The organism is Amycolatopsis sp. GA6-003, from assembly GCF_046267895.1.
In the GTDB taxonomy this organism is placed as follows: Bacteria; Actinomycetota; Actinomycetes; order Mycobacteriales; family Pseudonocardiaceae; genus Amycolatopsis.
In genome coordinates, this window is record NZ_CP176499.1 from 2,964,315 (window position 1) to 2,983,883 (window position 19,569).

A 19,569-nucleotide genomic window follows, 5' to 3' on the forward strand; every position below is an offset into this window, starting at 1 on the left:
GGTTGCCCGCTGCCGGAATCTCGCCTTATCCGGTGAAGAATTCCTTGAAGGACAACTCGATCGAACCCGGGTCGAGCCCGTGCACGAGATCGTGGTCGGCGATCGTCCCGTAGATCCGCACCTCGGCGTCCCGGCGGGTGCCGAGGTTCAGCAGCCGGTGCGGCCGGTCCGCGAGCGCGTCGGCGACGCAATGCGCGGAAGTCCCCTTGAGATACGGCTCCACCAGCGCGACATCGGCCACTCCGGAGACCGCGGCGCGCAAGCCCTCGGCGTCGAACGGGCGCACCGTCGAGGTGTAGAGCACCGTCAGGTCCATGCCCTCGGCCGCCTGCAGCACCCGGTCCAGCATCGGCCCGACCGCGATCGCCACGCCGCGCGTGCCCTGGCGGATCGTCTGCAGCCCGACGCCCAGATGCGGCCGCGCGTTCTCCTGCGCCGACAGCCGCAGGTACGTCCGGCTGTCCCCGGGCACCGAATCGAGCAGGAGCCGCCGCGCCTCCTCCGGATGGCCGGGCACGTGCACGTACCAGCCGGGCAGGGTGTCGATCAGCGCGACGTCCCCGGGCGCCTGGTGCGTGCGGCCTTCCATCGGCATGTCGTAGGAAGCGCCGTACGACACCAGCACCGCGCCGAGTTCCTGGTGGCTGAGGTCCAATTTGATCTGTTCGAACGCGCGCTCCACGAGGAACGCGTTGAAGGTGTGCACGATCGGCCGCAGCCCGGCCAGCGCGAGCCCGGCGCCGGTGCTCACCAGCAGCTGCTCGCGGATCCCGACGTTGACGACCCGGTCCGGATGCCGGCGCGCGGCCTCGGCGAGCGATGCGGCCGAGATGTCGGCGAGGACGATCGCCACATCCGGATCGCGGTTGACGATTTCCTCCGCGGTGGCCAGGAAGGTGTCCCGCATGTTCGGCATCAGTGCGCGCCTTTCGGTTCCACGACGGCGACGACCGCGAGCGGCCGTCCGGGATGAGGGGTGGTGAACGCGTCGTACAGCGCTTCGTGGTCGCGTCCGGAGACCGTGCGCACGGCCCAGCCCTCGGTTTCGAAGCGGCGCGCGATGCCGCCTGGCCAGCCGTGTGTCGAGGACTGGTTGTCCACCACGACCGCGGTCAGCTTGTCGAGCCCGAGCCGCGCGGCGACGACGATCGCCTCGTGGTTGGAGCCCTCGTCGAGTTCGGCGTCGCCGACCAGCGTGACGATGCGCGAGCTGAACCGGCGGGCCCGCAGGCCGAGCGCGGCGCCGACGGCGATCGGCAAGCCGTGCCCGAGCGAGCCGCTGGAGATTTCGACTCCGGGCGCGCGGACGCGGTCCGGATGGTGGCCGAGCCGCGAACGCGCCGAACTCCAGTCGGCGAGTTCGTCCTCGTCCAGCCATCCTTTCGCGACGAGCACCGCGTAGTACGCCATCGGCCCGTGCCCCTTGGACAGCAGGAACCGGTCGCGCCCGGGCCGCCGGGCGGTGTCCGGGCCGAGGTCCAGCACGCGGTCGAACAGCACCCACAGGACGTCCACTGTGGACTCCGCGGCCGCGTGGTGCTTGTCGTCGCCGGTCATCAGCGAGATCAGCCGGGGCAGGTCCGCGTAGCCCGGCTCGGAGGTCGTCGTGGTCATGCCCCGACGATGCAACCTCGACCAAACTGAAGGTCAAGCGCTAACCTGAAGCAATGACGAGGTTGGCGGACAAGCTGAGCATCGGCCAGGTCGCGGAACGCAGCGGAGTTCCGCACACGGCACTGCGGTTCTACGAAGAGCGCGGCCTGATCACCTCCGAGCGCTCGGCGGGCAACCAGCGCCGCTACGCGCGTTCGGTGCTGCGGCGGATCGCGTTCATCCGCGCCGCGCAACGGGTCGGGCTGTCGCTGGAGGACATCAGCGCGGCACTGGAGACGCTTCCCGCCGACCACGCGCCGACGAAGGCGGACTGGGCCCGGCTGTCGCGGGAATGGCAGACCGAACTCGACGCCCGGATCGACGCGCTGCAGCGGCTGCGGGACCGGCTGACCGGATGCGTCGGCTGCGGCTGCCTTTCGCTGCGCAGCTGCGGCCTGTACAACGCGGACGACGAACTCGCCCGGTTCGGCCCCGGGGCCAGCAAGCTCCGCCCGGTGCTGGAGGGCGGCATCTGAATTCCGTTGCGCGCCAGTGCTTCGGTGTGGGTTACTGCGGGCGGCAATGAACGAGAAACATCGAACCCGAGTATCCAAACGACTGTCCCGGCACCTGCGCCACGATCCCGGCGGGCTCGGCCTCACCCTCTCCCCTGGCGGCTGGGTCCCGGTCGGCGAACTCCTGGCGGCACTGGCCCGCAACCGGTTTCCGGTGAGCCGCGCGGAACTGGACGAGGTCGTCGCGAACTGCGCCAAACAGCGGTTCGCCTTCGACGAGACGCGGACGCTGATCCGCGCCAATCAGGGGCACAGCGTCCGCGTGGACCTGGAATTGCCGGACGCGCGACCGCCGGAAATCCTCTTCCACGGCACGGCGACGCGATTCCTCCCGGCGATCCGGGCGGAAGGACTGCGGCCGATGAAGCGGCACGCGGTGCATTTGTCGGCGACCCGCGAAACGGCGTGGAAAGTCGGGTCGCGGCACGGGAAACCGGTGGTGCTCACCGTTTCCGCGGCGGAAATGGCCGCACGCGGGCACGTGTTCCAGGTGAGCGACAACGGGGTGTGGCTGACTTCGGCGGTTCCGGCGGAATTTCTGACGGTTTCCGAGTAGCTCGTACCAGCTCACCGCCGAGGAACTGCGCGGCTGAAGCGGCAATCAGCCGGTTTCGGCGACGCGGCACAGGATTTCGCCGTGCGGGATCGAGAACCAGCCGTCCGGATCGGCTGCCCACGCGCGCCATGCCTCGGAGATCTCCCGGAGGTCCTCGGCGGACGCGTGCCCGCCCGCCACGGCCTGCTCGGCGATCTTGGAGTCCAGGATCCGTTCCGCCCACATGCCGCCCCACCACGCCCGTTCCTCCGGCGTGGAATGGCACCAGATGGAGGCGCTCGGCGTGACGTCGCGAGCGCCCGCGGCGTGCGCCCAGGCCAGCAATCGCCGTCCGGCGTCCGGCTCGGTGCCGTTGCCGTGCGCGACCGCGCGGTAGACCTCCAGCCAGCGGTCCAGCCGCGAGTCCGCCGGCCACCAGAACGCCGCGGCGTAATCGGTGTCGCGGGCGGCGACCACTCCGCCGGGCTTGGCCAGCGTCAGCAGGTGCCGCAGCGCTGCCACCGGATCGGTCAGGTGCAGCAGCACCTGGTGCGCGTGCACGATGTCGAATCGGCCGAGCTCAGGGGCCGTCGTGATGTCGGCGCGCTCGAACCGGACGTTGGAGACCCCTTCGCGCCGCGCGTGCGCCCGCGCCTGCTCCAGAACGGCTTCCGACACGTCGATGCCGACCACCTCGCCCGGGGCCACCCGGCGGGCGAGGTCCACCGTGATCGTCCCGGGGCCGCAGCCGACGTCCAGCACACTGCACCCGGGACGCAGCTCCGGCGCCAGATAGGCCGCCGAGTTGTCGACGGAGCGCCAGAGTTGAGACCGTACAACGCTTTCCGCGTGCCCCTGCCCGTAAGCGCTCTCCGAAGACATGCTCCGAGGTTAAAAGAGCATTCCCAAATACTGCAACAAGACTCTCAGCAGCTGAGACGGCGGCGCGGCCTGCCGAGCAGCCGCCGCCCCACTCCGATCAGCTCCTGCCGCAGCGTTTCGTCGTCCACCTCGGCCAGATCGGGCGCACCGCCGGTCATCGCGATGCCGATGAACGCCACCATCGCCGTCACGCGGGCGGTCACGTCCGGCTCCGGCCCGGCCACGATCGAGATCAGCGCCTGTTTGAACCCTTCGACGCCGTGCCGAGATTTCGCGAGCGCCGCGTCGATGCCCGGATCGCTGGAGAACAACGCGACCAGCACCCGGTGCCGCACCACGAGATCCACGAAACCGTCCAGCAGATGGTCGACGCGCGCACTGTGCCGCCGGTGCTTCGCCGCCTCCACGACCAGTTCGTCCAGCTCCCGGATGCCCGGTTCCGCGACCGCCTCGGTGATCTCCGCCTTCGTCTTGAAGTGGTAGTACACCGCGGCCTTGGTGACGCCCAGCTCGTCGGCGATCATCTGCAGCGACGTGCCCTCCACGCCGTGCTCCGAAAACAGCCGCAGCGCGGTGGCGAGCAGCCTCGTCCGGGTGTCCGCGACCGGTTCGACGGTCGTCATCGCGCCCTCCTCCTCAAGCGGAGTGCGCTGCTCCGCGGCCCCTCATGGTACTTGCCGGGCGACTAGCCCGAAACTTGCCGTGCGGCTAGTCACATCCTAGCCGATCGGCTTGGCAGTCCCTTGCCGAACGGCTAGCTTCGAAAGGGCGATTCCCAGTGCGGAGAGCCCGCTTCGGGCGCGAAACGGAGACGACTCGTGGCACCCTTCCTGTACCGGCTCGGCAGGCTGTCGTTCCGCCGCCGGGCCCTCGTGGCGGCGATCTGGGCGCTTGTCCTCGCGGCGTTGGGCGCGGGCGCGCTCACGCTGTCGGGCAAGCTGTCGGATTCGGTGACCATCCCCGGCACCGAATCCCAGCAGGCGATCGACCGGCTGGCCGAGCACTTCCCGCAGGCCGCGGCGGGCGGCGGCACCGCGCGCGTGGCGATCGCCGCGCCGCCGGGGCGCCAGGTCACCGATCCGGCGGGCCAGGCGGCCGTGGAATCCGTGGTGGGCAAGCTGAAGTCCGCGCCGAAGGTGGCCGCGGTCGTGGATCCGTTCCAGGCGAAGTCCGTTTCGCCGGACGGCCGGGTCGCGCTCGCGCAGGTCAGCTACCAGGTCAAAGGCTTCGAGCTCAGCGACTCCGACCGCGCCGCGCTGCTGGCCACCGGTGATCACGCGAAGCAGCTGGGGTACCAGGTCGAATACGGCGGCGACGCGGTGCAGGGCATCCCGGCGACCGGGGCCACCGAAGGGCTGGGCGTCGCGGTCGCGGCGGTCGTCCTGATCATCACGTTCGGTTCGCTGCTGGCCGCCGGGATTCCGCTGCTGACCGCGCTGGTCGGGGTCGGCGTCGGGATGGCGGGCATCATGCTGGCGTCGGGTTCGCTGGAGCTGAACTCCAACACTCCGGTGCTGGCGTTGATGATCGGCCTCGCGGTCGGCATCGACTACGCGCTGTTCATCGTTTCCCGGTACCGGCACGAACTGGCCGAGGGCCGCGAACCTGAGGAAGCGGCGGGTCGGGCGGTCGGCACCGCGGGTTCCGCCGTGGTGTTCGCCGGGCTCACCGTCATCATCGCGCTCGCCGGGCTGACCGTGGTCGGGATTCCGTTCCTGGGCCAGATGGGCGTCGCCGCCGCGGCGACGGTCGTGGTCGCTGTGCTCATCGCGTTGACGCTCCTGCCCGCCGTGCTCGGGTTCGCCGGCGCCCGCGTCGGCAGCAGCAAGATTCGCGTGCGCCGCCGCACCGAAGGCCCGACGCACGGTGAGCGCTGGGCGCGTTTCGTTGCGCGGCACCGGGTTCCGGTGCTGCTGGCCGCGCTCGTCGGACTGGCCGTGGTCGCGATTCCCGCGCTGAGCATGCAGCTCGGCCTGCCCAACGACTCGACCGCCGCGCCGGACACCACTCAGCGCAAGGCGTACGACCTGGTCAGCAAGGGCTTCGGCGAGGGCGCGAACGGACCGCTGCTGGTCGTCGTCGACACCGGCCCCAACCACGACCCGGCCGCGCTGAAGCAGGCCGCCGCCGATATCGGCAAGCTGCCGGACGTCGCCGCCGTGACGCCGCCGCGGGTCAACCCCGCCGGGGACACCGCGCTGCTGACGGTGATCCCCAAGAGCGGCCCGAGCAGCACGCAGACCGAAGACCTCGTGTCCGCGATCCGCGCGCAATCCGCGCCGCTGGCCGAACGCACCGGCGGCAGTCTCGCGGTGACCGGCCAGACCGCGGCCAACATCGACGTCTCGCAGAAGCTGTCCGACGCGATGCTGCCCTACCTCGCGCTGATCGTCGGGCTGGCGTTCGTGTTGCTGATGCTGGTGTTCCGGTCGGTCGTGGTGCCGCTGAAGGCGACGCTCGGCTTCCTCGGCTCGGTGGTCGCGACCTTCGGCGCGGTGGTCGCGGTGTTCCAGTGGGGCTGGCTCACCGACCTGCTCGGGGTCGCCTCGACCGGACCGATCACGAGCATGCTGCCGATCCTGCTGATCGGCGTCCTGTTCGGACTCGCGATGGACTACCAGGTGTTCCTGGTGACCCGGATGCGCGAGGAGCACGTGCACGGAGCCGAGCCGCAGGAGGCCATGGCGACCGGGTTCCGGCACGGGGCGCGCGTCGTCGTCGCGGCGGCGCTGATCATGATCTCGGTGTTCGCCGGGTTCGTGCTGGCCGAATCGACGCTGATCCAGTCGATCGGCTTCGCCCTGGCCTTCGGCGTGCTGGTGGACGCGTTCGTGGTCCGGATGACCATCGTTCCCGCCGTGATGTCGCTGCTCGGGCGCGGCGCGTGGTGGCTGCCCAAGTGGCTCGACCGGATCCTGCCGAACGTCGACGTCGAAGGCGAGGGCCTGGTCCGCGAGCTCGGTTCGCCCGGCGACGACCGGCGCGAACTCACGCGAGTCTGATTTTTGTCGGTGGTGGTTCGTACCCTGCTTTCATGATCGAAGAGACGGTGCGGACGTGGGTAGCGGGATGGGCGTTGTCGCGGCGGACACCGCCGCCGGTCGAGAAGCCGTGGGGGCTTTACGTCGAGGTGCCGGACAATCCCGCCGAGGTGGGCAGGCACGTCCTGCCGGAAGCTGAGGAGTCGCTGGTCCGCGCTGCCGCCGGCGCGGTCAGCGAACCTCGGACGTGGCTGAAAACGCCTGCCGAGCCGGCGACGATCGAGCCGTGGCTCCCGGACGGCTGGGTGGTCGCCTGGGAGGACACCGGGCACCTGATGGCGACGGATTTGCTGGCCACGCGGCCGGTTGAGCCGGAGGGCTACACGGTTTCCGTGGAGGTCAGCGGTGCCGTCACGTTCCTCCGGATGCTGGACGCGGCGGGCGAGCAGGCGGCGAAGGGCCAGATGGCGAGGGTCGGCGACGCGGTGATCGTGGACCGGGTGACGACCGAGGAGGCCCACCGGCGACGCGGATTGGGCGGGTTCGTGATGCGCTCGCTCGCCGACCGCGCGATCGCGGACGGGGCCGTGCTCGGCGTTCTCGGGGCGACCGATGCCGGGCGGGCGCTGTACGAGACATTGGGGTGGAAGAAGCACGCGACGCTGGCCGAGTGCATTTATCAGCCGTTGGCGGCGTAGCCGGTGAGAATGCCAGGGTTCGCGATGGGGAGCCGCGGATGGGTCGTGGGGAGATCCGCGTTGCGGCGGCGGAGGGGGTCCGCGGTGGTCAGCTGACGAGCCAGGCGATGGCCCCGCCGATCGCCAGCACCGCCGCGATGCCCAGCACCACGGCGAAGAACTTCGCGGTCTTCCACAGCGAGTACACCCCGCCGGCCAGGAAGCCGCCGAGGGCCAGCAGCAGGACCGCGATCAGCTCTTTGCTCACAGGGGTTAGCGTGCCACATGGCTTTCACCGTGACGGTACTGGGCAGCGCGACGCCGTACCCGCGCCCGGACGCGCCTTGCTCCGGGTACCTGGTGCGCCACGAGGACACCGCGATCTGGCTCGACGCCGGGCCCGGCACCCTCGCCGCCCTGCAGGAACACGTCTCGCCGGCGGACCTGGACGCGATCTGGATCTCGCATCTGCACGCGGACCACGTCGCGGACCTGTTGCCGGCGGTGTACGCACTGTTGTTCGCCGACCTGACCCTGCGACGGCCGATCCCGCTCTACGGCCCGCCAGGCACCGCGGCGCGGCTCTCCGCGTTCCTCAGCAATACCGGCCGCGCGCCGATCGAGGAGGCGTTCGCCGTCCGGGAACTGCACGACGGCCACCGCACCCGAGCCGGCGGCCTGCGCTTGGAATCGGTGGCCGTATCGCACGGGTTCCCGGCGTTCGGGGTGCAGATCACCGACGGGGCGCGGACTTTCGCGTACTCCGGAGACACCGGCCCCTGCGACGCGCTCACCACGTTGGCGACGGGGACGGACCTGTTCCTGTGCGAGGCCGACAGCATCAAGCCTTCCGCGGAACACCTGACCCCAGCCGAAGCAGGCCGCGCGGCCGCGGGCGCTGCGCGGCTGGTGCTCACGCATCTAGGCCACCCACTCACCCCACGCGACGCGGTTCGCCTTGCCGCAGAACACTTTCCCGGGCCGGTGGCCTATGCCGCGCCGCGCACGGTGTTCCGCGTGTGACTGTCAGATCGTGAGATCCCCCGGCCAGATTCGTTTCAGCGGCGGAATCTCGCCCTGCCTGATCCTCGCCCATTCGCGCTGCTCCCGAGCCGACTTCGGCCGGTGCTCCTCCAGAACCTCGAACTCCCCCAGCGAACCGAGTGCCCGCGCGGCGGCGACCCTCGTCTCCCGGAGGGTGTCCTGGAGGAGCTCGATCAGCAGATCCCGGACGGGGTGCTCCCGCACTGTTTCGCGCAATCCCGCGTTGCCCAGCCTGCGGACCGCGTCCGCGCCGAGCGTGCGCACCGCGGGAAAGCGGTCCTTCAACGCCTTCGCCAAGGGGTCAAGAGCGCTGATGTCCCCGGAGTCCCCCAGTCCGACTGCCGCGTCCATCCGCACCGCGGTGGGATAACAGTCGAGGACCCTCTCGTACTGGCCCACTGGGTCGAGCTGCCGGAGGCGGCTGAAGCCGAATCGATACCGGGTGACGATCGGAGCTTTGACCGGCCAGGACGGCCGACGGTCCTCGGCTCTGACCCGTCCGTCCGGGACGAGGGCGAGCAGCGGTGCCGGAGCACGGTCGCGGTCGCGCTCCACGAGGATCCGGATCGCCAGCGTTACCACTGCGCCAGACCGGGTCCCGCAGGTCGCCACTGCGAGTATCGCGTCGTCGATTCCCGTATCTTCCGCTCGGACCAGCTCCGTCGCCAGTGCCGCGGCCTCCGGATCGGGAGAGCGCAGTACTTCTTTCAGAGAACTGCGCACGTCCATAGCCGTTAAAGCACGCCCTTCGTGGACGGAATCCCGCCGGCCCGCGGGTCCGGTTCCGTGGCCGCCCGCAGCGCCCGTGCCACCGCCTTGTACTCCGCTTCCGCGATGTGGTGCGGGTCGCGGCCGTGGATGACCCGGACGTGCAAGGCGATCTGCGCGTGGAACGCCAACGAATCGAAGACGTGCCGGGTCAGCACGAACGGGTAGTTGTTGCCGATCGTGAACGCGTTGAACTGCTCCGGCTCCCCCACGTGCACGCAGTACGGGCGGCCGGACACGTCGATCGCCGCGTGGGCGAGCGTTTCGTCCATCGGGATCCACGCGTCGCCGAAACGGCGGATGCCGCTTTTGTCTCCCAGCGCCTGGCGCAGGGCTTGGCCGAGCACGATCGCGGTGTCTTCGACGGTGTGGTGGGCGTCGATGTGGACGTCGCCGGTCGCTTCGATCTTCAGGTCCAGCGAGCCGTGCACGCCGAACGCGGTGAGCATGTGGTCGTAGAACGGCACGCCGGTGGCGATCTCGACCTGGCCGGTCCCGTCGAGGTCCAGCTGGACCAGGATGGACGATTCCTTGGTGGTGCGCTCCACCTTGCCGACGCGGCTCATCGCTTGACTTCCTTACTCGCTTCGAGGAAAGCGTCGTTCTCTTCCGGGGTGCCGACGGTCACCCGCAGGTGGCCTTCGATGCCCACGTCCCGGATCAGCACGCCGTGGTCCAAATAGGACTGCCAGCTGGCCGGCGCGTCGCTGAACTGTCCGAAGAGGACGAAGTTGGCGTCGCTCGGCACCGGGGTGAATCCCAAGCCCAGCAAGGCTTCCACGACGCGGTCGCGTTCGGCGGAGAGCTTGTGCACCGACGCGAGGGTGGCGTCGGCGTGCCGGAGTGCGGCGCGGGCGGCCGCCTGGGTGATCTTGGAAAGGTGGTACGGCAGGCGGACGAGCTGCAGAGCGTCCACAATGGCCGGTGCGGCGGCGAGGTAGCCCAGCCGCCCGCCGGCGAAGGCGAACGCCTTGCTCATCGTGCGCGACACGATCAGCTTCGCCGGGTACTCCGCGATCAGCTCGATCGCGCTGGCCTGCGAGGAAAACTCCGCGTACGCCTCGTCCACCACCACGATCCCCGGGGCCGCGTCGAGCACGCCGCGCAGCTGGTCCAGCGGGATCGACCCGCCGGTCGGGTTGTTCGGGCTGGTCACGAACACGATGTCCGGCTTGCGCTCGGCGACCGCCTTGGCGGCCTGCGCGGTGTCGAGCGAGAAGTCCGCGCGGCGCGGCACCGGCAGCCAGTCGGTGCGGGTGCCGGTCGCGATGATCGGGTGCATGGAGTACGACGGCTCGAAGCCCAGCGCGGTGCGGCCGGGACCGCCGAACGCCTGCAGGATCTGCTGCAGGATCTCGTTCGACCCGTTCGCCGCCCACACGTTGGCCTCGGACAGCACGACCCGCGTGGACACCGTCAGGTAGTCCGCCAGCTCGGTGCGCAGCGCCACCGCGTCGCGGTCCGGGTACCGGTGCAGCGACGCGGCTTCGGCGCGCACGGCCTCGGCGACGTCGGCGACCAGCTCGGGCGGCGGCGGGTACGGGTTTTCGTTGGTGTTGAGCCGGATCGGGACGTCCAGCTGCGGCGCGCCGTACGGGGTGCGGCCGCGCAGGTCCTCGCGCAGCGGGAGGTCGGCGAGGGTGATCTCGCCGCCGGGGGTGGCTTCGTTCATCGGCCGTCTCCTTCGAAACGCGCGGTGACGGCTTCGCCGTGCGCGGGCAGGTCTTCGGCGTTCGCGAGGGCGACGACGCGGGGGGCGATTTCGCGCAGGGCGTCCTCGGAGTAGTCCACGACGTGGATCCCCTTCAGGAAGCTCTGCACCGACAGGCCCGAGGAGTGCCGGGCGAATCCGCCGGTGGGCAGCACGTGGTTCGAGCCCGCGCAGTAGTCGCCCAGCGAAACCGGGGCGTACGCGCCGACGAAGACCGCCCCGGCGTTGCGCACCCGCGCGGCCACCTCGCGCGCGTTCGCGGTCTGGATTTCCAGGTGCTCGGCGGCATACGCGTCGACCACGCGGAGTCCGTCGTCCACAGTGGACACCAGGATGACGCCGGACTGCTTGCCGCCCAAGGCCTGGCCGACCCGCTCGGAGTGCTTCGTCGCGGCGACCCGCTCGGCCAGCTCGGCCTCGACGGCGTCGACCAGCTCCTCGGACGTGGTCACCAGGACGCTCGCGGCGAGCGGGTCGTGCTCGGCCTGGCTGATCAGGTCGGCGGCGACGTGCGCCGGGTCGGCCGTCTCGTCGGCGAGGATCGCGATCTCGGTCGGACCGGCTTCGGAGTCGATCCCGATCACGCCGCGGACCAGGCGCTTGGCCGCGGTGAGGAAGATGTTGCCCGGCCCGGTGACGATGTCCACCGGCGCCAGCTCGGCGCCGTCGGTGTCGACGCCGCCGTACGCGACCAGCGCCACCGCCTGCGCGCCGCCGACCGCCCACACCTCGTTTACGCCGAGCAGCGCGGCCGCGGCCAGGATCGTCGGGTGCGGCCGCCCGCCGAACGCGGCCTGCGGCGGCGAGCACACCACCAGCGAGCGCACGCCGGCCAGCTGCGCCGGGACGACGTTCATCACCACGGTCGACGGGTACACCGCGAGCCCGCCCGGCGCGTACAGGCCGACGCGGTCGACCGGCACCCAGCGCTCGGTGACCGTGCCGCCGGGCACGACCTGCGTCGTGACGTCCTGGCGGCGCTGGTCGGCGTGCACCTTCCGGGCGCGCTTGATCGACTCTTCCAAAGCGGCGCGGACCTGCGGGTCCAGCTCGGACAGCGCCTTGGCCAGCTCCTCGGCGGGCACCCGGACCGTCTCCGGGCGCACCTTGTCGAACCGCTCGGTGAACTCGAGGACCGCCTCGACCCCGCGGTCGCGGACCGCCTCGACCACCGGCCTGACCTGATGCAGCGCCGCGTCCACGTCGTACTCGGCGCGCGGAAGCGCGGCACGGAGCTCGGCAGCGGAGGGGACCTGCCCGCGCAGGTCGGTGCGGTTCAACATGGACACCAGGGTACGAGGTGGCCCGCGCGCTCCCGGCAGGGATACTCGGTGAAGACCCGCTGTCCCCGGACCAGGGAGGCTCGTGTGCCCCGGATCGCGTTGTGCCAGCTCAACTCGGGCGACGACCCGGAAGAAAACCTGAAAACGGTTCGCTCCGGCGTGGAGGCCGCGGCGGCCGCCGGCGCGCGCGTGGCGGTCTTCCCGGAGGCGACGATGGCCCGGTTCGGCCGCCCGCTCGCCCCGGTGGCGCAGCAGCTGGACGGCCCGTGGGCGTCGGCGGTGTCCGCGATCGCCGCGGAACACGACGTGCTGGTGATCGCCGGGATGTTCACGCCCGCGGACGACGGGCGGGTGCGGAACACGCTGCTGATCACCGGGCTGGGGCAGCATCTCGGGTACGACAAGATCCACCTCTACGACGCGTTCGGATTCGCCGAATCGGACACCGTCGCGCCGGGCTCGGAGGTCGTGACGTTCTCCGCGGAGGGCACGGTCTTCGGCGTCGCCACCTGCTACGACCTGCGGTTCCCTGAACTGTTCCGGCGACTGGCCGACGACGGGGCGGACGTGGTGGCGGTCCCGGCGTCGTGGGGTGCGGGGGCCGGGAAGCGCGAGCAGTGGGAAGTCCTGGTGCGAGCGCGGGCCCTGGACTCGGGCTGCTGGGTGGCGGCTTGCGGACAGGCTGATCCGTCGGTGACCGGGGTGGAGGTCAATCCGAAGGCGCCGACGGGGATCGGGTACTCGCTGGTGGCGGACGGGTTCGGCCGCGTGGAGGCGCAGGCTGGGGCGGGGGCGGAGATGCTGGTGGTGGACGTGGAGCCGGAGGTCGCGGGCAAGGCTCGGACGGCTACCGGGGCGCTGGCCAACCGGCGGTTGTGAAGCCCCCGGCCAGGAATCCGAGCGGCGGAAGGAAGAAATGTCCGGCCACGGCCTGCTCACGGTCGCCAGCCCCTGGCCCGTCGGAGTGACGATCGACCGCCTGGAGACCGCGTTGACCGGCGCGGGTCTGCTCGTGTTCGCCCGGATCGACCACGCGGGCAACGCGGCCCGGGCCGGAATGGAACTCCGGCCGACCGAACTGCTGGTCTTCGGCCATCCGAAGGGCGGCACGCCGCTCATGCAGGACCGGCAGACCAGCGGCATTGATCTCCCGGTGAAAGCACTCGCGTGGCAGGACGAAGCGGGCCAGACCTGGCTGACTTACAACGAGGCGAGGTGGCTCGCGGACCGGCACGGACTCGGCGCCGGAAGCGAGCAAGCGCTCGCGGCCATCGAGTCCGGCCTGGCCGGTCTGGTCCGGCAGGCAGTGGCTCCCTAGGGAAACCTCAGCGCAGCAACCCTTCCCGAATCGCCACCCGCACGAACCCCGCCCTTCGCCGTTCCCCCGTCTTGTCCCGGATCCGGTCCAGATACGACCGCACCGTCCGGACGCTGATGTCCAGGATTTCCGCGACGTCGACGTCCCGCTCCCCCGCCGCCACCAGGCGCAGGACCTGTTTCTCCCGTTCCGACAGCACGATCTTCGGCCCCGCGTGCCGTTCGTCGCTGTCCTGGATGATCATTCCGGCCAAGGTCGGCGAGACGTACGCGTTGTCCTCCGCGATGGTCCGGATCGCGCGCAGCAGTTCGTCGCCGTCGACGTCCTTCGACAGGAAGCCTTTAGCCCCCGCCTGCATCGCGCCCAGGACCTCCGGCTGTTCCGCATGTGCGGACACCACCAGCACCTTGTGCCCCATCTGCCCCACCTCGAGCACCGCCGCCGCGTCTTGGACGCCGCGCAGTTTCAGGTCGAGCACGACCACGCTGCCCTTCGGCTGGTCCTGCACCGCGAAGCGCGCCACGGAGTCGGCTACCGCGCCCAGTTCGATGTCCGGGGCCTCGTTCAGCACGCGCGCGACCGCGTCCCGGTACAGCGGGTGGTCTTCGATCACCCCGACCTGGATGGGTCCGCTCCGGCGCCGCCCCTCGTCGGCTTTCACCTCAGTGTTTCCTTCCCCACCAGCCCGCGGCGGATCGCTTCCTTCACGAGGCCGGGGCGCCGCCGTTCGCCGGTCTTGTCGCGGATCCGGTCGAGGTAGCCCCGCACCGTGCGGACGCCGATGTCGAGGATCCGCGCGATGTCGACGTCCCGTTCGCCCGCCGCGACGAGCCGCAGCACCTGCACTTCGCGCGGCGACAGCTCCATTTCCGGCCGGGCGACCGGGCGGTCGGTGTTGTCCTTGATGATCATCCCGGCGACGACGGCCGACACGTACGCGCCGCCGCCCGCGACCGCGCGGATGGCGATCAGCAGCTCGTCGACGTCGACGTCCTTCGACAGGAATCCCTTGGCCCCGGCGGCGATCGCGGCCAGCACCGTCTCCGGTTCGGCCTGTGCGGACACCACCAGCACGTGATGGCCCAGCTCGGCGACCTCGAGCACCGCGGCCGCGCCCGCGACGCCCGGCAGGCCGAGGTCGAGCAGGACGACGCTTCCGGGCGGCTGGCGCGCGACGTGGAAGCGGGCGACCGAGTCGACCACCGCGCCCAGTTCCACGTCCGGTGCCTCGGCGAGGACGCGTTCCACCGAGCGCCGGTACAGCGGGTGGTCTTCGATGACGGCGACCTGGATGCTGCCCGGAGCCGGGGATTCGGGGCGGTCCGGCACGTCGCTGGGTCGCTGCGCTGTCGTGGTCACCGGTTCGCTCACCCCGTTCCCGCAGGCTGCCCGGCCACGGCGGGATCCAGCGCGGGACCGGTCGGCATCAGCGCGAGAAGCCCGCCCGCGACCGGATGCCCGGACTCCGAACCGTAGCCCAGCGAGGCGAGCGCCGTCTTGTCCGCCACCGGATATTTCCGGCCGGTGTCGGTGACGAGATAAATCGTGCCGGACCCGGGATCGGTCGCGACCGCGCCGCGCGAGGGCGGGACGTACACGACGTCCGCGACCCGGGCGTCCGTCCGGCTCTGCACCGGCAGCGCGCGGGCGCCGGGCGGCACCGGCAGGTCCGCCGAGACCGTCACGCGGCTGTTCTGCGCGCACAGGGTCACCGCGCTGCCGGTGATCGGCGCCTTGCCGGGGATCCGGTCCGGGTACGCCGCCGGGTCCGCGCCGCCGGAGCGGGGTTCGCTGACCTTCTTCACCGCCGCGACGTCCGCCGCGCGGACCCGCGCCGGTTCCGGGCGGCCCGGATACGCCGATTCGTTCGCCGGGGTCGTGACGAGCAGCGCGGCTTCGGTCTGGCCGACGGGTTCGAGACCGTCCGGGCGGACGAGGTAGTAGGTCGAGGCGTTGGCGGGCCCGGCCATCGGGTCGACGACCGACAGCACCTGGCCGACGCGCGTCTCCTGCGTTCCGACGCGCGGGCCGCGGGTTCCCGCTCCTTCGACCGGTATCTCGCCGAGGTCGCGTCCGGCGGGCACGGTGTCGATCCAGCGCGCGGCCACGCTGATCGTCGGGTAGCTGTCGAATTGCAGGGCCGCCGCGGCTTCGTCGCTCAGCCGGTACCGGTGGCCGCCCGCGAGCAGGAACCGGCCGCCCTGCGGAACGCGGACGATCACGCCCGAATCGCGCGGCAGCTCGACCCCGGTCGCGGCCGCTTCCAGCAGGACGGCGACGAGCGGTTCCGCCGACGCGGGCGCGTCCTGGGTGGTGCGGCTGCAACTGGTCCACGGGGCGGTGATCAGGGTGCTGGGCAAGGAATCCGGCGCGCCGACGATGCCGATCTGCGTGCCGCGCGGGGCCGTGCCGAGCTTTTCGGCCGGGACGGTGACGGTCTCGTGGCCGTTGCCGCCGGCGAGCAGCCGGGCGGAGGAGTAGTTGAGCACCGGGTGTACCGCGCCGTCCGCGCCGAGCACGAACCTCGCCCCGCTGTCCTCCTCGACGATCACCTTGCCGCCGGCCAGCCAGTCCTTCCCGCCGGACGGGCTGACCAGGCCGATCACGCCGAACACCGCGGTCACGAGCAGGGCCGCGCCGATGCCGAGCACCGTGCCGAGCACGAGCCGGCGGCTGGGCGACACCGGATGGTTGGCGTCCGCGGCGACGAGCGCGGACACGAGACGGCGGCGCAGGAACTGGTACGCCTGGATCTGGTCCCGCTGCGTCCACACGCTGTCCCGGCCCCCTGGAGATCACCACCGCTTCCCGCGCAGGCTAAACAGCTCCCCGGACGCGCACGAGGGTAATTTTTACGCCCACGCGCCCGCGCGGGGACGCTAGCGTTCGCGGGGCCGGGTCGCTGCCCGGGGAAGAGGGGAATGCGTTGTCCGTGTCCGCGCCGCCAGCCCCGGCGCCTGCCCGCGCCCCCGGTGCCGGCGGGCATGCCGGGATTTCGGGTACCGCGCCGTGGCCGTGGCTGCTGCCGATCCGCCCGCTGCAGGCGGCCGGATGGGAGATCGCCGCGCTGGCGCTGCTGCTCGCCTTCACCGTCCACGGCCTGGCCCAGCCGATGCGGATCACCGTCGCCGTGCTGGCCGGCCTGCTGGTGGTGACGACTTCGGTGCGGGTCGGCGGACGGCACTTCGCCAGCTGGACGTGGACGTGGCTCGCGCATCGCCTGCGTCGCCACGACAGCCGCCGCGACAGTCCGGACGCCTTGCTGCGCATCGCCGGTCCGGTGAAGGTGCGGCAGCACGTCGACCGCGCGGGCAACCGCTTCGGCGTCGCCGAGGTCGACGGCGACTGGAGCGCGATCGTCCGTCTCACGCCCGGTCCCGGAGAGCCGTCGACGGACGAGCTGCTGGCCATCCTCCGCACCACGTTCCAGAACCCGGACATCCCGCTGGCCGCCGTGCAGCTGCTGACCTGGGCGGTGCCCCGGGATTCGCGGGTGTACCGGGTGCGCTGGCTCGCGGTGCGCTACCGCCCGGAAGACGCGCCGATCGCCGCCCTCGCCCGCGGCGGCGGCGAACTGGGCGCGCTGCGGAGCACGGCGAGCGCGGCGCTGAGCCTGATGGTGGCGCTGGCCGAGGCGGGCTTCCCGTCGACGGTGCTGGAGGCCGGCGAGCTGACCAACGAACTGCGGGTGGCGCTGGGCGTTTCGACCGGCAACCCGGAGTCCGACGGGGATTTCTGGCGCGCGTGGAAATGGGGTGGGCTCACGCAGACGTGCTACTCGCCGCGGTCCTCGCGCGGTCTCGCGCGGACGTTGGGAGTAGCCGTGCCCGGCGCGGCGTTCACCGCGACGTCCGCGACCCTGCGACGGACGCCGGGCGGGCGGGAGAAGCTGGAGCTGACCATCCGGGTGGGCGCGCGAGCCGAGGAAGCACCCGTGCCGCAGGGAGTTTCGGCGGTTCCGTTGCACGGCGGGCACGCGGCTGCGGTGCGGCGGACATTGCCGCTCGCGCTGACCTGAAACCCAACCCGCCGGGAAGTCCATGAGGGAAACCCTGAGAGGGTGTTGTGGAACCTGGTGATCGGCTCGGTGTGTCGGTGGTGGTAGCCGGTTCGGTGTGGTGATCATCGGGCCGGGTGTGCGTCTGTGTGTGCAAGCGGACTGCTGGGCGCGGACGGCGGCTACGTCAACTCGAAAGACGCCACTCTCGTGGCCTGGGCTCGCGAGAACGAGACCGTCGAGATCATGGCGGTGCCGCGCAACGCGGATGGGAGAGGGTTCCAGGTGCTGCCCCGACGGCGGGTGGTGGAACGAACCTTCGGCTGGCTCACGAGGCGGGAGACGCTTGACCCGCACTACGAACGCAAGACGGCACACGCCGAGGCCATGATCCAGTTCGCAAACACATCGAACCCCACGGCCCCATCGAAACCGAAGCAGCCCGCCGCTAGCCCAAGACACCAACGACTAACCACCCAGGTTCCACAACACCCTCTCAGGATTTCCCTCACGGACTTCAGGAATCCCCGCGAAGCAGCCGTTCCAGTTCGGTCTCCGCCTCGCTGCTCCCCGCGTCCGAAAGCCGCTGCAGTTCCCGCAGATCGCGCCTCTCCACTGCCCGCCGGGTGAGCAACCGGCCGGCGTGTTCGCTGCCCTCGTCCAGCAGGTCGGACAGTTCGGCCAGGTCGCCGCGGCTGTCGGCGAGGTCGGCGAGGCGGTCCAGTGCGGTTTCGTTCCCTTCGTCGGCGAGCGCGCGCAGGGTGTCGTAATCGTGCATGCCGCCAGCCTCCAACCTTGCCCCTGGGACAAGGTCAAGCGCGATACTGGGCCATGCTCACCATCGGCCAGCTCGCCCGCCAAGCCGGGGTTACGGCCAAGGCGGTCCGCGTCTACCACGCCAAAGGGCTCCTTCCCGAGCCCGAACGCGACGCCTCCGGATACCGCCGCTATGACGCGCAGGCAGTCATCGACCTGGCCCGCATCGTCGCGCTCGCCCAAGCGGGAGTTCCGTTGGCGCGCATCCCCGAGGTACTGAACGCCGACGAGACCGCGCTCGCCCGGATCGACGCCGAGTTGCGCGACCGGATCCGGCAGCTCGAACAACGCCGCGCCCGGCTGCGGGACCTCGGTCGGCCCGACCGGCTCTGCCTGCCGCCCGAAGCCGTCGCGTTCCTGGAGCGGCTGAAGCCGATCGGGCTGTCCGAACGCCACGAGAACGCGATCCGCGACGGCTGGATCCTCGCGTACGCGCTGGCTCCCGACGTCGCCCGCGCCATCCTCGTCAGCCGCACCGCGTTGCTGGACGATCCGGAGTATGTCGCCGTTCTCCGCGCGTACGACGAGGCGATCGAGTGGCATCCCGACGATCCCCGGCTCGACGCGATCGCCGACGCGGCCGCCGAACTCGGCCAGCGGATGACGTTGCCCTCCGATCTGCCGGACTTCCGGAAGGTGCCTCGCCAGGTAGTCGAACTGCTCGCCAAGCATCTCGACAGCCCAGCTTGGCAGCGCCTCGACCAGCTCGTCGCGCAACGGATCAGCGCAGCGCAGACCGCGCCGTCGGAGCCAAGCGCAGCCGCTGTACCTCGTCGTTCCTAGGCAGCTGGCGTTCGAAAGCCCGCAACGCGACAAGATCGGGGAACGTCCAGACCCCCACCCGGACGTTCTCCCCTTCCCGCACCGGCAGCGCGCGGAAGGTGTTCTCCGCGGGCTCGGTGACGAAGGAAGCGAGCGGCCCCGGCAACGCAAGAGAGGCCGGGCCGACGAGCACCAAAACCCGCGACGCGGGCTCGACGGGCCGCGGCCCCATCGGAAAGTCGACCTCGGGGCGCAGCAGCAGGACGTTGTCGCTGTCCAGCATGGTGGCGTTCGCGGCGTCGCGATGCTGCCGCCAGGCCTCGCCTTCGAGGTAGAACGCCGTCAGCGCGGCGTGCCGGGCTGCCAGGTCCGGGAAAGAGCGGAACCACACGAACCGATCCGGGTCGTCCTCGTCGCGGAACTGGCCGACGACCGTGCAGCCCGCGGCTTCCTGCGGTTCCAGCAGCTCGCGGTCGAACAGGTCGATCAGCACGTCCCGTTGCCCTGGCCGGAGGGTGTACTGGCGGAGTTCCACGACGGTCACGGCAGCGAATCTGCCACCTCGCCGCATCGAGATCGAGTGGCAGGACTGACTCCTTTCGCACAATTCCTGCCGTATCCTGTAAG

At 71.0% G+C, this 19,569-nt stretch carries 23 protein-coding genes and 1 pseudogene; 10 read left to right on the plus strand and 14 right to left on the minus strand.

All coding sequences use genetic code 11. The features are described from left to right. Positions 1–25: 25 nt before the first annotated feature. Positions 26–916, minus strand: coding sequence for a transketolase family protein (locus F9C12_RS12840; RefSeq protein ID WP_409466013.1), 891 nt, complete (start codon positions 914–916; stop codon positions 26–28). Further along, positions 916–1,614 carry a thiamine pyrophosphate-dependent enzyme gene (locus F9C12_RS12845; RefSeq protein WP_409466014.1) on the minus strand — a complete coding sequence of 233 codons (699 nt, stop codon included), beginning with the start codon at positions 1,612–1,614 and terminating at the stop codon, positions 916–918. The genes F9C12_RS12840 and F9C12_RS12845 overlap by 1 nt, the downstream gene beginning before the upstream one ends. A gap of 53 nt (positions 1,615–1,667) precedes the next feature. On the opposite strand from F9C12_RS12845, the gene soxR reads away from it, so the two are divergent. Next, positions 1,668–2,129, plus strand: a complete 462-nt coding sequence (soxR, locus tag F9C12_RS12850; protein ID WP_037713059.1) for a redox-sensitive transcriptional activator SoxR — start codon at positions 1,668–1,670, stop codon at positions 2,127–2,129. Positions 2,130–2,175: 46 nt separating this feature from the next. Next, the gene (locus F9C12_RS12855) at positions 2,176–2,724 is read left to right on the plus strand and encodes an RNA 2'-phosphotransferase (RefSeq protein WP_409182216.1); all 549 of its coding nucleotides are present in this window, start codon (positions 2,176–2,178) and stop codon (positions 2,722–2,724) included. A gap of 45 nt (positions 2,725–2,769) precedes the next feature. Here the strand turns inward: F9C12_RS12855 and F9C12_RS12860 are convergent, their stop codons facing one another. Together F9C12_RS12860 and F9C12_RS12865 are read right to left on the minus strand one after the other, a co-directional pair. After that, a complete protein-coding gene (locus F9C12_RS12860) occupies positions 2,770–3,585 on the minus strand; it encodes a class I SAM-dependent methyltransferase (protein WP_409466015.1) in 816 nt (271 codons plus the stop codon). A gap of 44 nt (positions 3,586–3,629) precedes the next feature. Then, the gene (locus F9C12_RS12865) at positions 3,630–4,208 is read right to left on the minus strand and encodes a TetR/AcrR family transcriptional regulator (protein WP_409182218.1); all 579 of its coding nucleotides are present in this window, start codon (positions 4,206–4,208) and stop codon (positions 3,630–3,632) included. Positions 4,209–4,403: 195 nt separating this feature from the next. On the opposite strand from F9C12_RS12865, the gene F9C12_RS12870 reads away from it, so the two are divergent. Together F9C12_RS12870 and F9C12_RS12875 are read left to right on the plus strand one after the other, a co-directional pair. Beyond that, positions 4,404–6,587: an MMPL family transporter gene (locus F9C12_RS12870; RefSeq protein WP_409466016.1), complete on the plus strand. Its 2,184-nt coding sequence runs from the start codon at positions 4,404–4,406 to the stop codon at positions 6,585–6,587. Positions 6,588–6,619: 32 nt separating this feature from the next. Continuing rightward, on the plus strand, positions 6,620–7,264 hold the full coding sequence (locus F9C12_RS12875) for a GNAT family N-acetyltransferase (protein WP_409466017.1): 645 nt from the start codon (positions 6,620–6,622) through the stop codon (positions 7,262–7,264). 88 nt (positions 7,265–7,352) lie between these two features. Here the strand turns inward: F9C12_RS12875 and F9C12_RS12880 are convergent, their stop codons facing one another. Beyond that, positions 7,353–7,511: a hypothetical protein gene (locus tag F9C12_RS12880; protein ID WP_162836028.1), complete on the minus strand. Its 159-nt coding sequence runs from the start codon at positions 7,509–7,511 to the stop codon at positions 7,353–7,355. A gap of 17 nt (positions 7,512–7,528) precedes the next feature. Here F9C12_RS12880 and F9C12_RS12885 point away from each other — a divergent pair, with 17 nt between their 5' ends. Beyond that, on the plus strand, positions 7,529–8,266 hold the full coding sequence (locus F9C12_RS12885) for an MBL fold metallo-hydrolase (RefSeq protein WP_409466018.1): 738 nt from the start codon (positions 7,529–7,531) through the stop codon (positions 8,264–8,266). Between the two features lie 3 nt (positions 8,267–8,269). Here the strand turns inward: F9C12_RS12885 and F9C12_RS12890 are convergent, their stop codons facing one another. Genes F9C12_RS12890 through hisD form a run of 4 tightly spaced genes read right to left on the minus strand, consistent with a single transcriptional unit; the run spans position 8,270 to position 12,049 of the window. Further along, entirely contained in the window at positions 8,270–9,010 is a 741-nt protein-coding gene (locus F9C12_RS12890) for a HEAT repeat domain-containing protein (RefSeq protein WP_409466019.1), read from the minus strand. A gap of 11 nt (positions 9,011–9,021) precedes the next feature. Continuing rightward, complete coding sequence (gene hisB / locus F9C12_RS12895) at positions 9,022–9,621, minus strand: imidazoleglycerol-phosphate dehydratase HisB (protein WP_409466020.1); 600 nt, start codon at positions 9,619–9,621, stop codon at positions 9,022–9,024. Next, on the minus strand, positions 9,618–10,727 hold the full coding sequence (locus F9C12_RS12900; RefSeq protein ID WP_409466021.1) for a histidinol-phosphate transaminase: 1,110 nt from the start codon (positions 10,725–10,727) through the stop codon (positions 9,618–9,620). The genes hisB and F9C12_RS12900 overlap by 4 nt, the downstream gene beginning before the upstream one ends. Next, complete coding sequence (hisD, locus tag F9C12_RS12905; RefSeq protein WP_409466022.1) at positions 10,724–12,049, minus strand: histidinol dehydrogenase; 1,326 nt, start codon at positions 12,047–12,049, stop codon at positions 10,724–10,726. Before hisD ends, F9C12_RS12900 begins: the two co-directional genes overlap by 4 nt. Positions 12,050–12,133: 84 nt before the next feature. Here hisD and F9C12_RS12910 point away from each other — a divergent pair, with 84 nt between their 5' ends. Continuing rightward, positions 12,134–12,928, plus strand: a complete 795-nt coding sequence (locus F9C12_RS12910) for a carbon-nitrogen hydrolase family protein (protein WP_409466023.1) — start codon at positions 12,134–12,136, stop codon at positions 12,926–12,928. A gap of 37 nt (positions 12,929–12,965) precedes the next feature. Next, entirely contained in the window at positions 12,966–13,367 is a 402-nt protein-coding gene (locus F9C12_RS12915) for a DUF302 domain-containing protein (protein WP_409466024.1), read from the plus strand. 7 nt (positions 13,368–13,374) lie between these two features. On the opposite strand, the gene F9C12_RS12920 is transcribed toward F9C12_RS12915, so the two are convergent. The 3 genes from F9C12_RS12920 to eccB are packed head-to-tail and all read right to left on the minus strand — an operon-like array spanning position 13,375 to position 16,141. Then, positions 13,375–14,028 carry a response regulator transcription factor gene (locus tag F9C12_RS12920; RefSeq protein WP_009074915.1) on the minus strand — a complete coding sequence of 218 codons (654 nt, stop codon included), beginning with the start codon at positions 14,026–14,028 and terminating at the stop codon, positions 13,375–13,377. Further along, on the minus strand, positions 14,025–14,696 hold the full coding sequence (locus F9C12_RS12925; RefSeq protein WP_409187071.1) for a response regulator: 672 nt from the start codon (positions 14,694–14,696) through the stop codon (positions 14,025–14,027). Before F9C12_RS12925 ends, F9C12_RS12920 begins: the two co-directional genes overlap by 4 nt. A gap of 38 nt (positions 14,697–14,734) precedes the next feature. Next, a complete protein-coding gene (eccB, locus tag F9C12_RS12930) occupies positions 14,735–16,141 on the minus strand; it encodes a type VII secretion protein EccB (protein ID WP_409466025.1) in 1,407 nt (468 codons plus the stop codon). A 152-nt stretch (positions 16,142–16,293) separates the two neighbouring features. On the opposite strand from eccB, the gene F9C12_RS12935 reads away from it, so the two are divergent. Next, on the plus strand, positions 16,294–17,385 hold the full coding sequence (locus tag F9C12_RS12935; protein WP_409182228.1) for a type VII secretion protein EccE: 1,092 nt from the start codon (positions 16,294–16,296) through the stop codon (positions 17,383–17,385). Positions 17,386–17,523: 138 nt separating this feature from the next. Continuing rightward, positions 17,524–17,766: pseudogene (locus tag F9C12_RS12940) on the plus strand (IS5/IS1182 family transposase); the annotation flags it as partial. A 115-nt stretch (positions 17,767–17,881) separates the two neighbouring features. Here the strand turns inward: F9C12_RS12940 and F9C12_RS12945 are convergent. Continuing rightward, positions 17,882–18,142, minus strand: a complete 261-nt coding sequence (locus F9C12_RS12945; RefSeq protein ID WP_409466026.1) for a hypothetical protein — start codon at positions 18,140–18,142, stop codon at positions 17,882–17,884. A 53-nt stretch (positions 18,143–18,195) separates the two neighbouring features. Here F9C12_RS12945 and F9C12_RS12950 point away from each other — a divergent pair, with 53 nt between their 5' ends. Beyond that, on the plus strand, positions 18,196–18,963 hold the full coding sequence (locus F9C12_RS12950; RefSeq protein WP_409466027.1) for a MerR family transcriptional regulator: 768 nt from the start codon (positions 18,196–18,198) through the stop codon (positions 18,961–18,963). On the opposite strand, the gene F9C12_RS12955 is transcribed toward F9C12_RS12950, so the two are convergent. Next, the gene (locus F9C12_RS12955; RefSeq protein ID WP_409466028.1) at positions 18,902–19,486 is read right to left on the minus strand and encodes an NIPSNAP family protein; all 585 of its coding nucleotides are present in this window, start codon (positions 19,484–19,486) and stop codon (positions 18,902–18,904) included. The two genes, F9C12_RS12950 and F9C12_RS12955, sit on opposite strands and share 62 nt — an antisense overlap. Positions 19,487–19,569 lie beyond the last annotated feature (83 nt).

What these genes read in the sequence shown, in the direction of transcription:
- F9C12_RS12840 (WP_409466013.1), bottom strand. Translation starts at nt 916, where the DNA reads ATGCCGAACATGCGGGACACCTTCCTGGCCACCGCGGAGGAAATCGTC.
- F9C12_RS12845 (WP_409466014.1), bottom strand. Translation starts at nt 1,614, where the DNA reads ATGACCACGACGACCTCCGAGCCGGGCTACGCGGACCTGCCCCGGCTG.
- soxR (WP_037713059.1), top strand. Translation starts at nt 1,668, where the DNA reads ATGACGAGGTTGGCGGACAAGCTGAGCATCGGCCAGGTCGCGGAACGC.
- F9C12_RS12855 (WP_409182216.1), top strand. Translation starts at nt 2,176, where the DNA reads ATGAACGAGAAACATCGAACCCGAGTATCCAAACGACTGTCCCGGCAC.
- F9C12_RS12860 (WP_409466015.1), bottom strand. Translation starts at nt 3,585, where the DNA reads ATGTCTTCGGAGAGCGCTTACGGGCAGGGGCACGCGGAAAGCGTTGTA.
- F9C12_RS12865 (WP_409182218.1), bottom strand. Translation starts at nt 4,208, where the DNA reads ATGACGACCGTCGAACCGGTCGCGGACACCCGGACGAGGCTGCTCGCC.
- F9C12_RS12875 (WP_409466017.1), top strand. Translation starts at nt 6,620, where the DNA reads ATGATCGAAGAGACGGTGCGGACGTGGGTAGCGGGATGGGCGTTGTCG.
- F9C12_RS12885 (WP_409466018.1), top strand. Translation starts at nt 7,529, where the DNA reads ATGGCTTTCACCGTGACGGTACTGGGCAGCGCGACGCCGTACCCGCGC.
- hisB (WP_409466020.1), bottom strand. Translation starts at nt 9,621, where the DNA reads ATGAGCCGCGTCGGCAAGGTGGAGCGCACCACCAAGGAATCGTCCATC.
- F9C12_RS12900 (WP_409466021.1), bottom strand. Translation starts at nt 10,727, where the DNA reads ATGAACGAAGCCACCCCCGGCGGCGAGATCACCCTCGCCGACCTCCCG.
- hisD (WP_409466022.1), bottom strand. Translation starts at nt 12,049, where the DNA reads ATGTTGAACCGCACCGACCTGCGCGGGCAGGTCCCCTCCGCTGCCGAG.
- F9C12_RS12915 (WP_409466024.1), top strand. Translation starts at nt 12,966, where the DNA reads ATGTCCGGCCACGGCCTGCTCACGGTCGCCAGCCCCTGGCCCGTCGGA.
- F9C12_RS12945 (WP_409466026.1), bottom strand. Translation starts at nt 18,142, where the DNA reads ATGCACGATTACGACACCCTGCGCGCGCTCGCCGACGAAGGGAACGAA.
- F9C12_RS12950 (WP_409466027.1), top strand. Translation starts at nt 18,196, where the DNA reads ATGCTCACCATCGGCCAGCTCGCCCGCCAAGCCGGGGTTACGGCCAAG.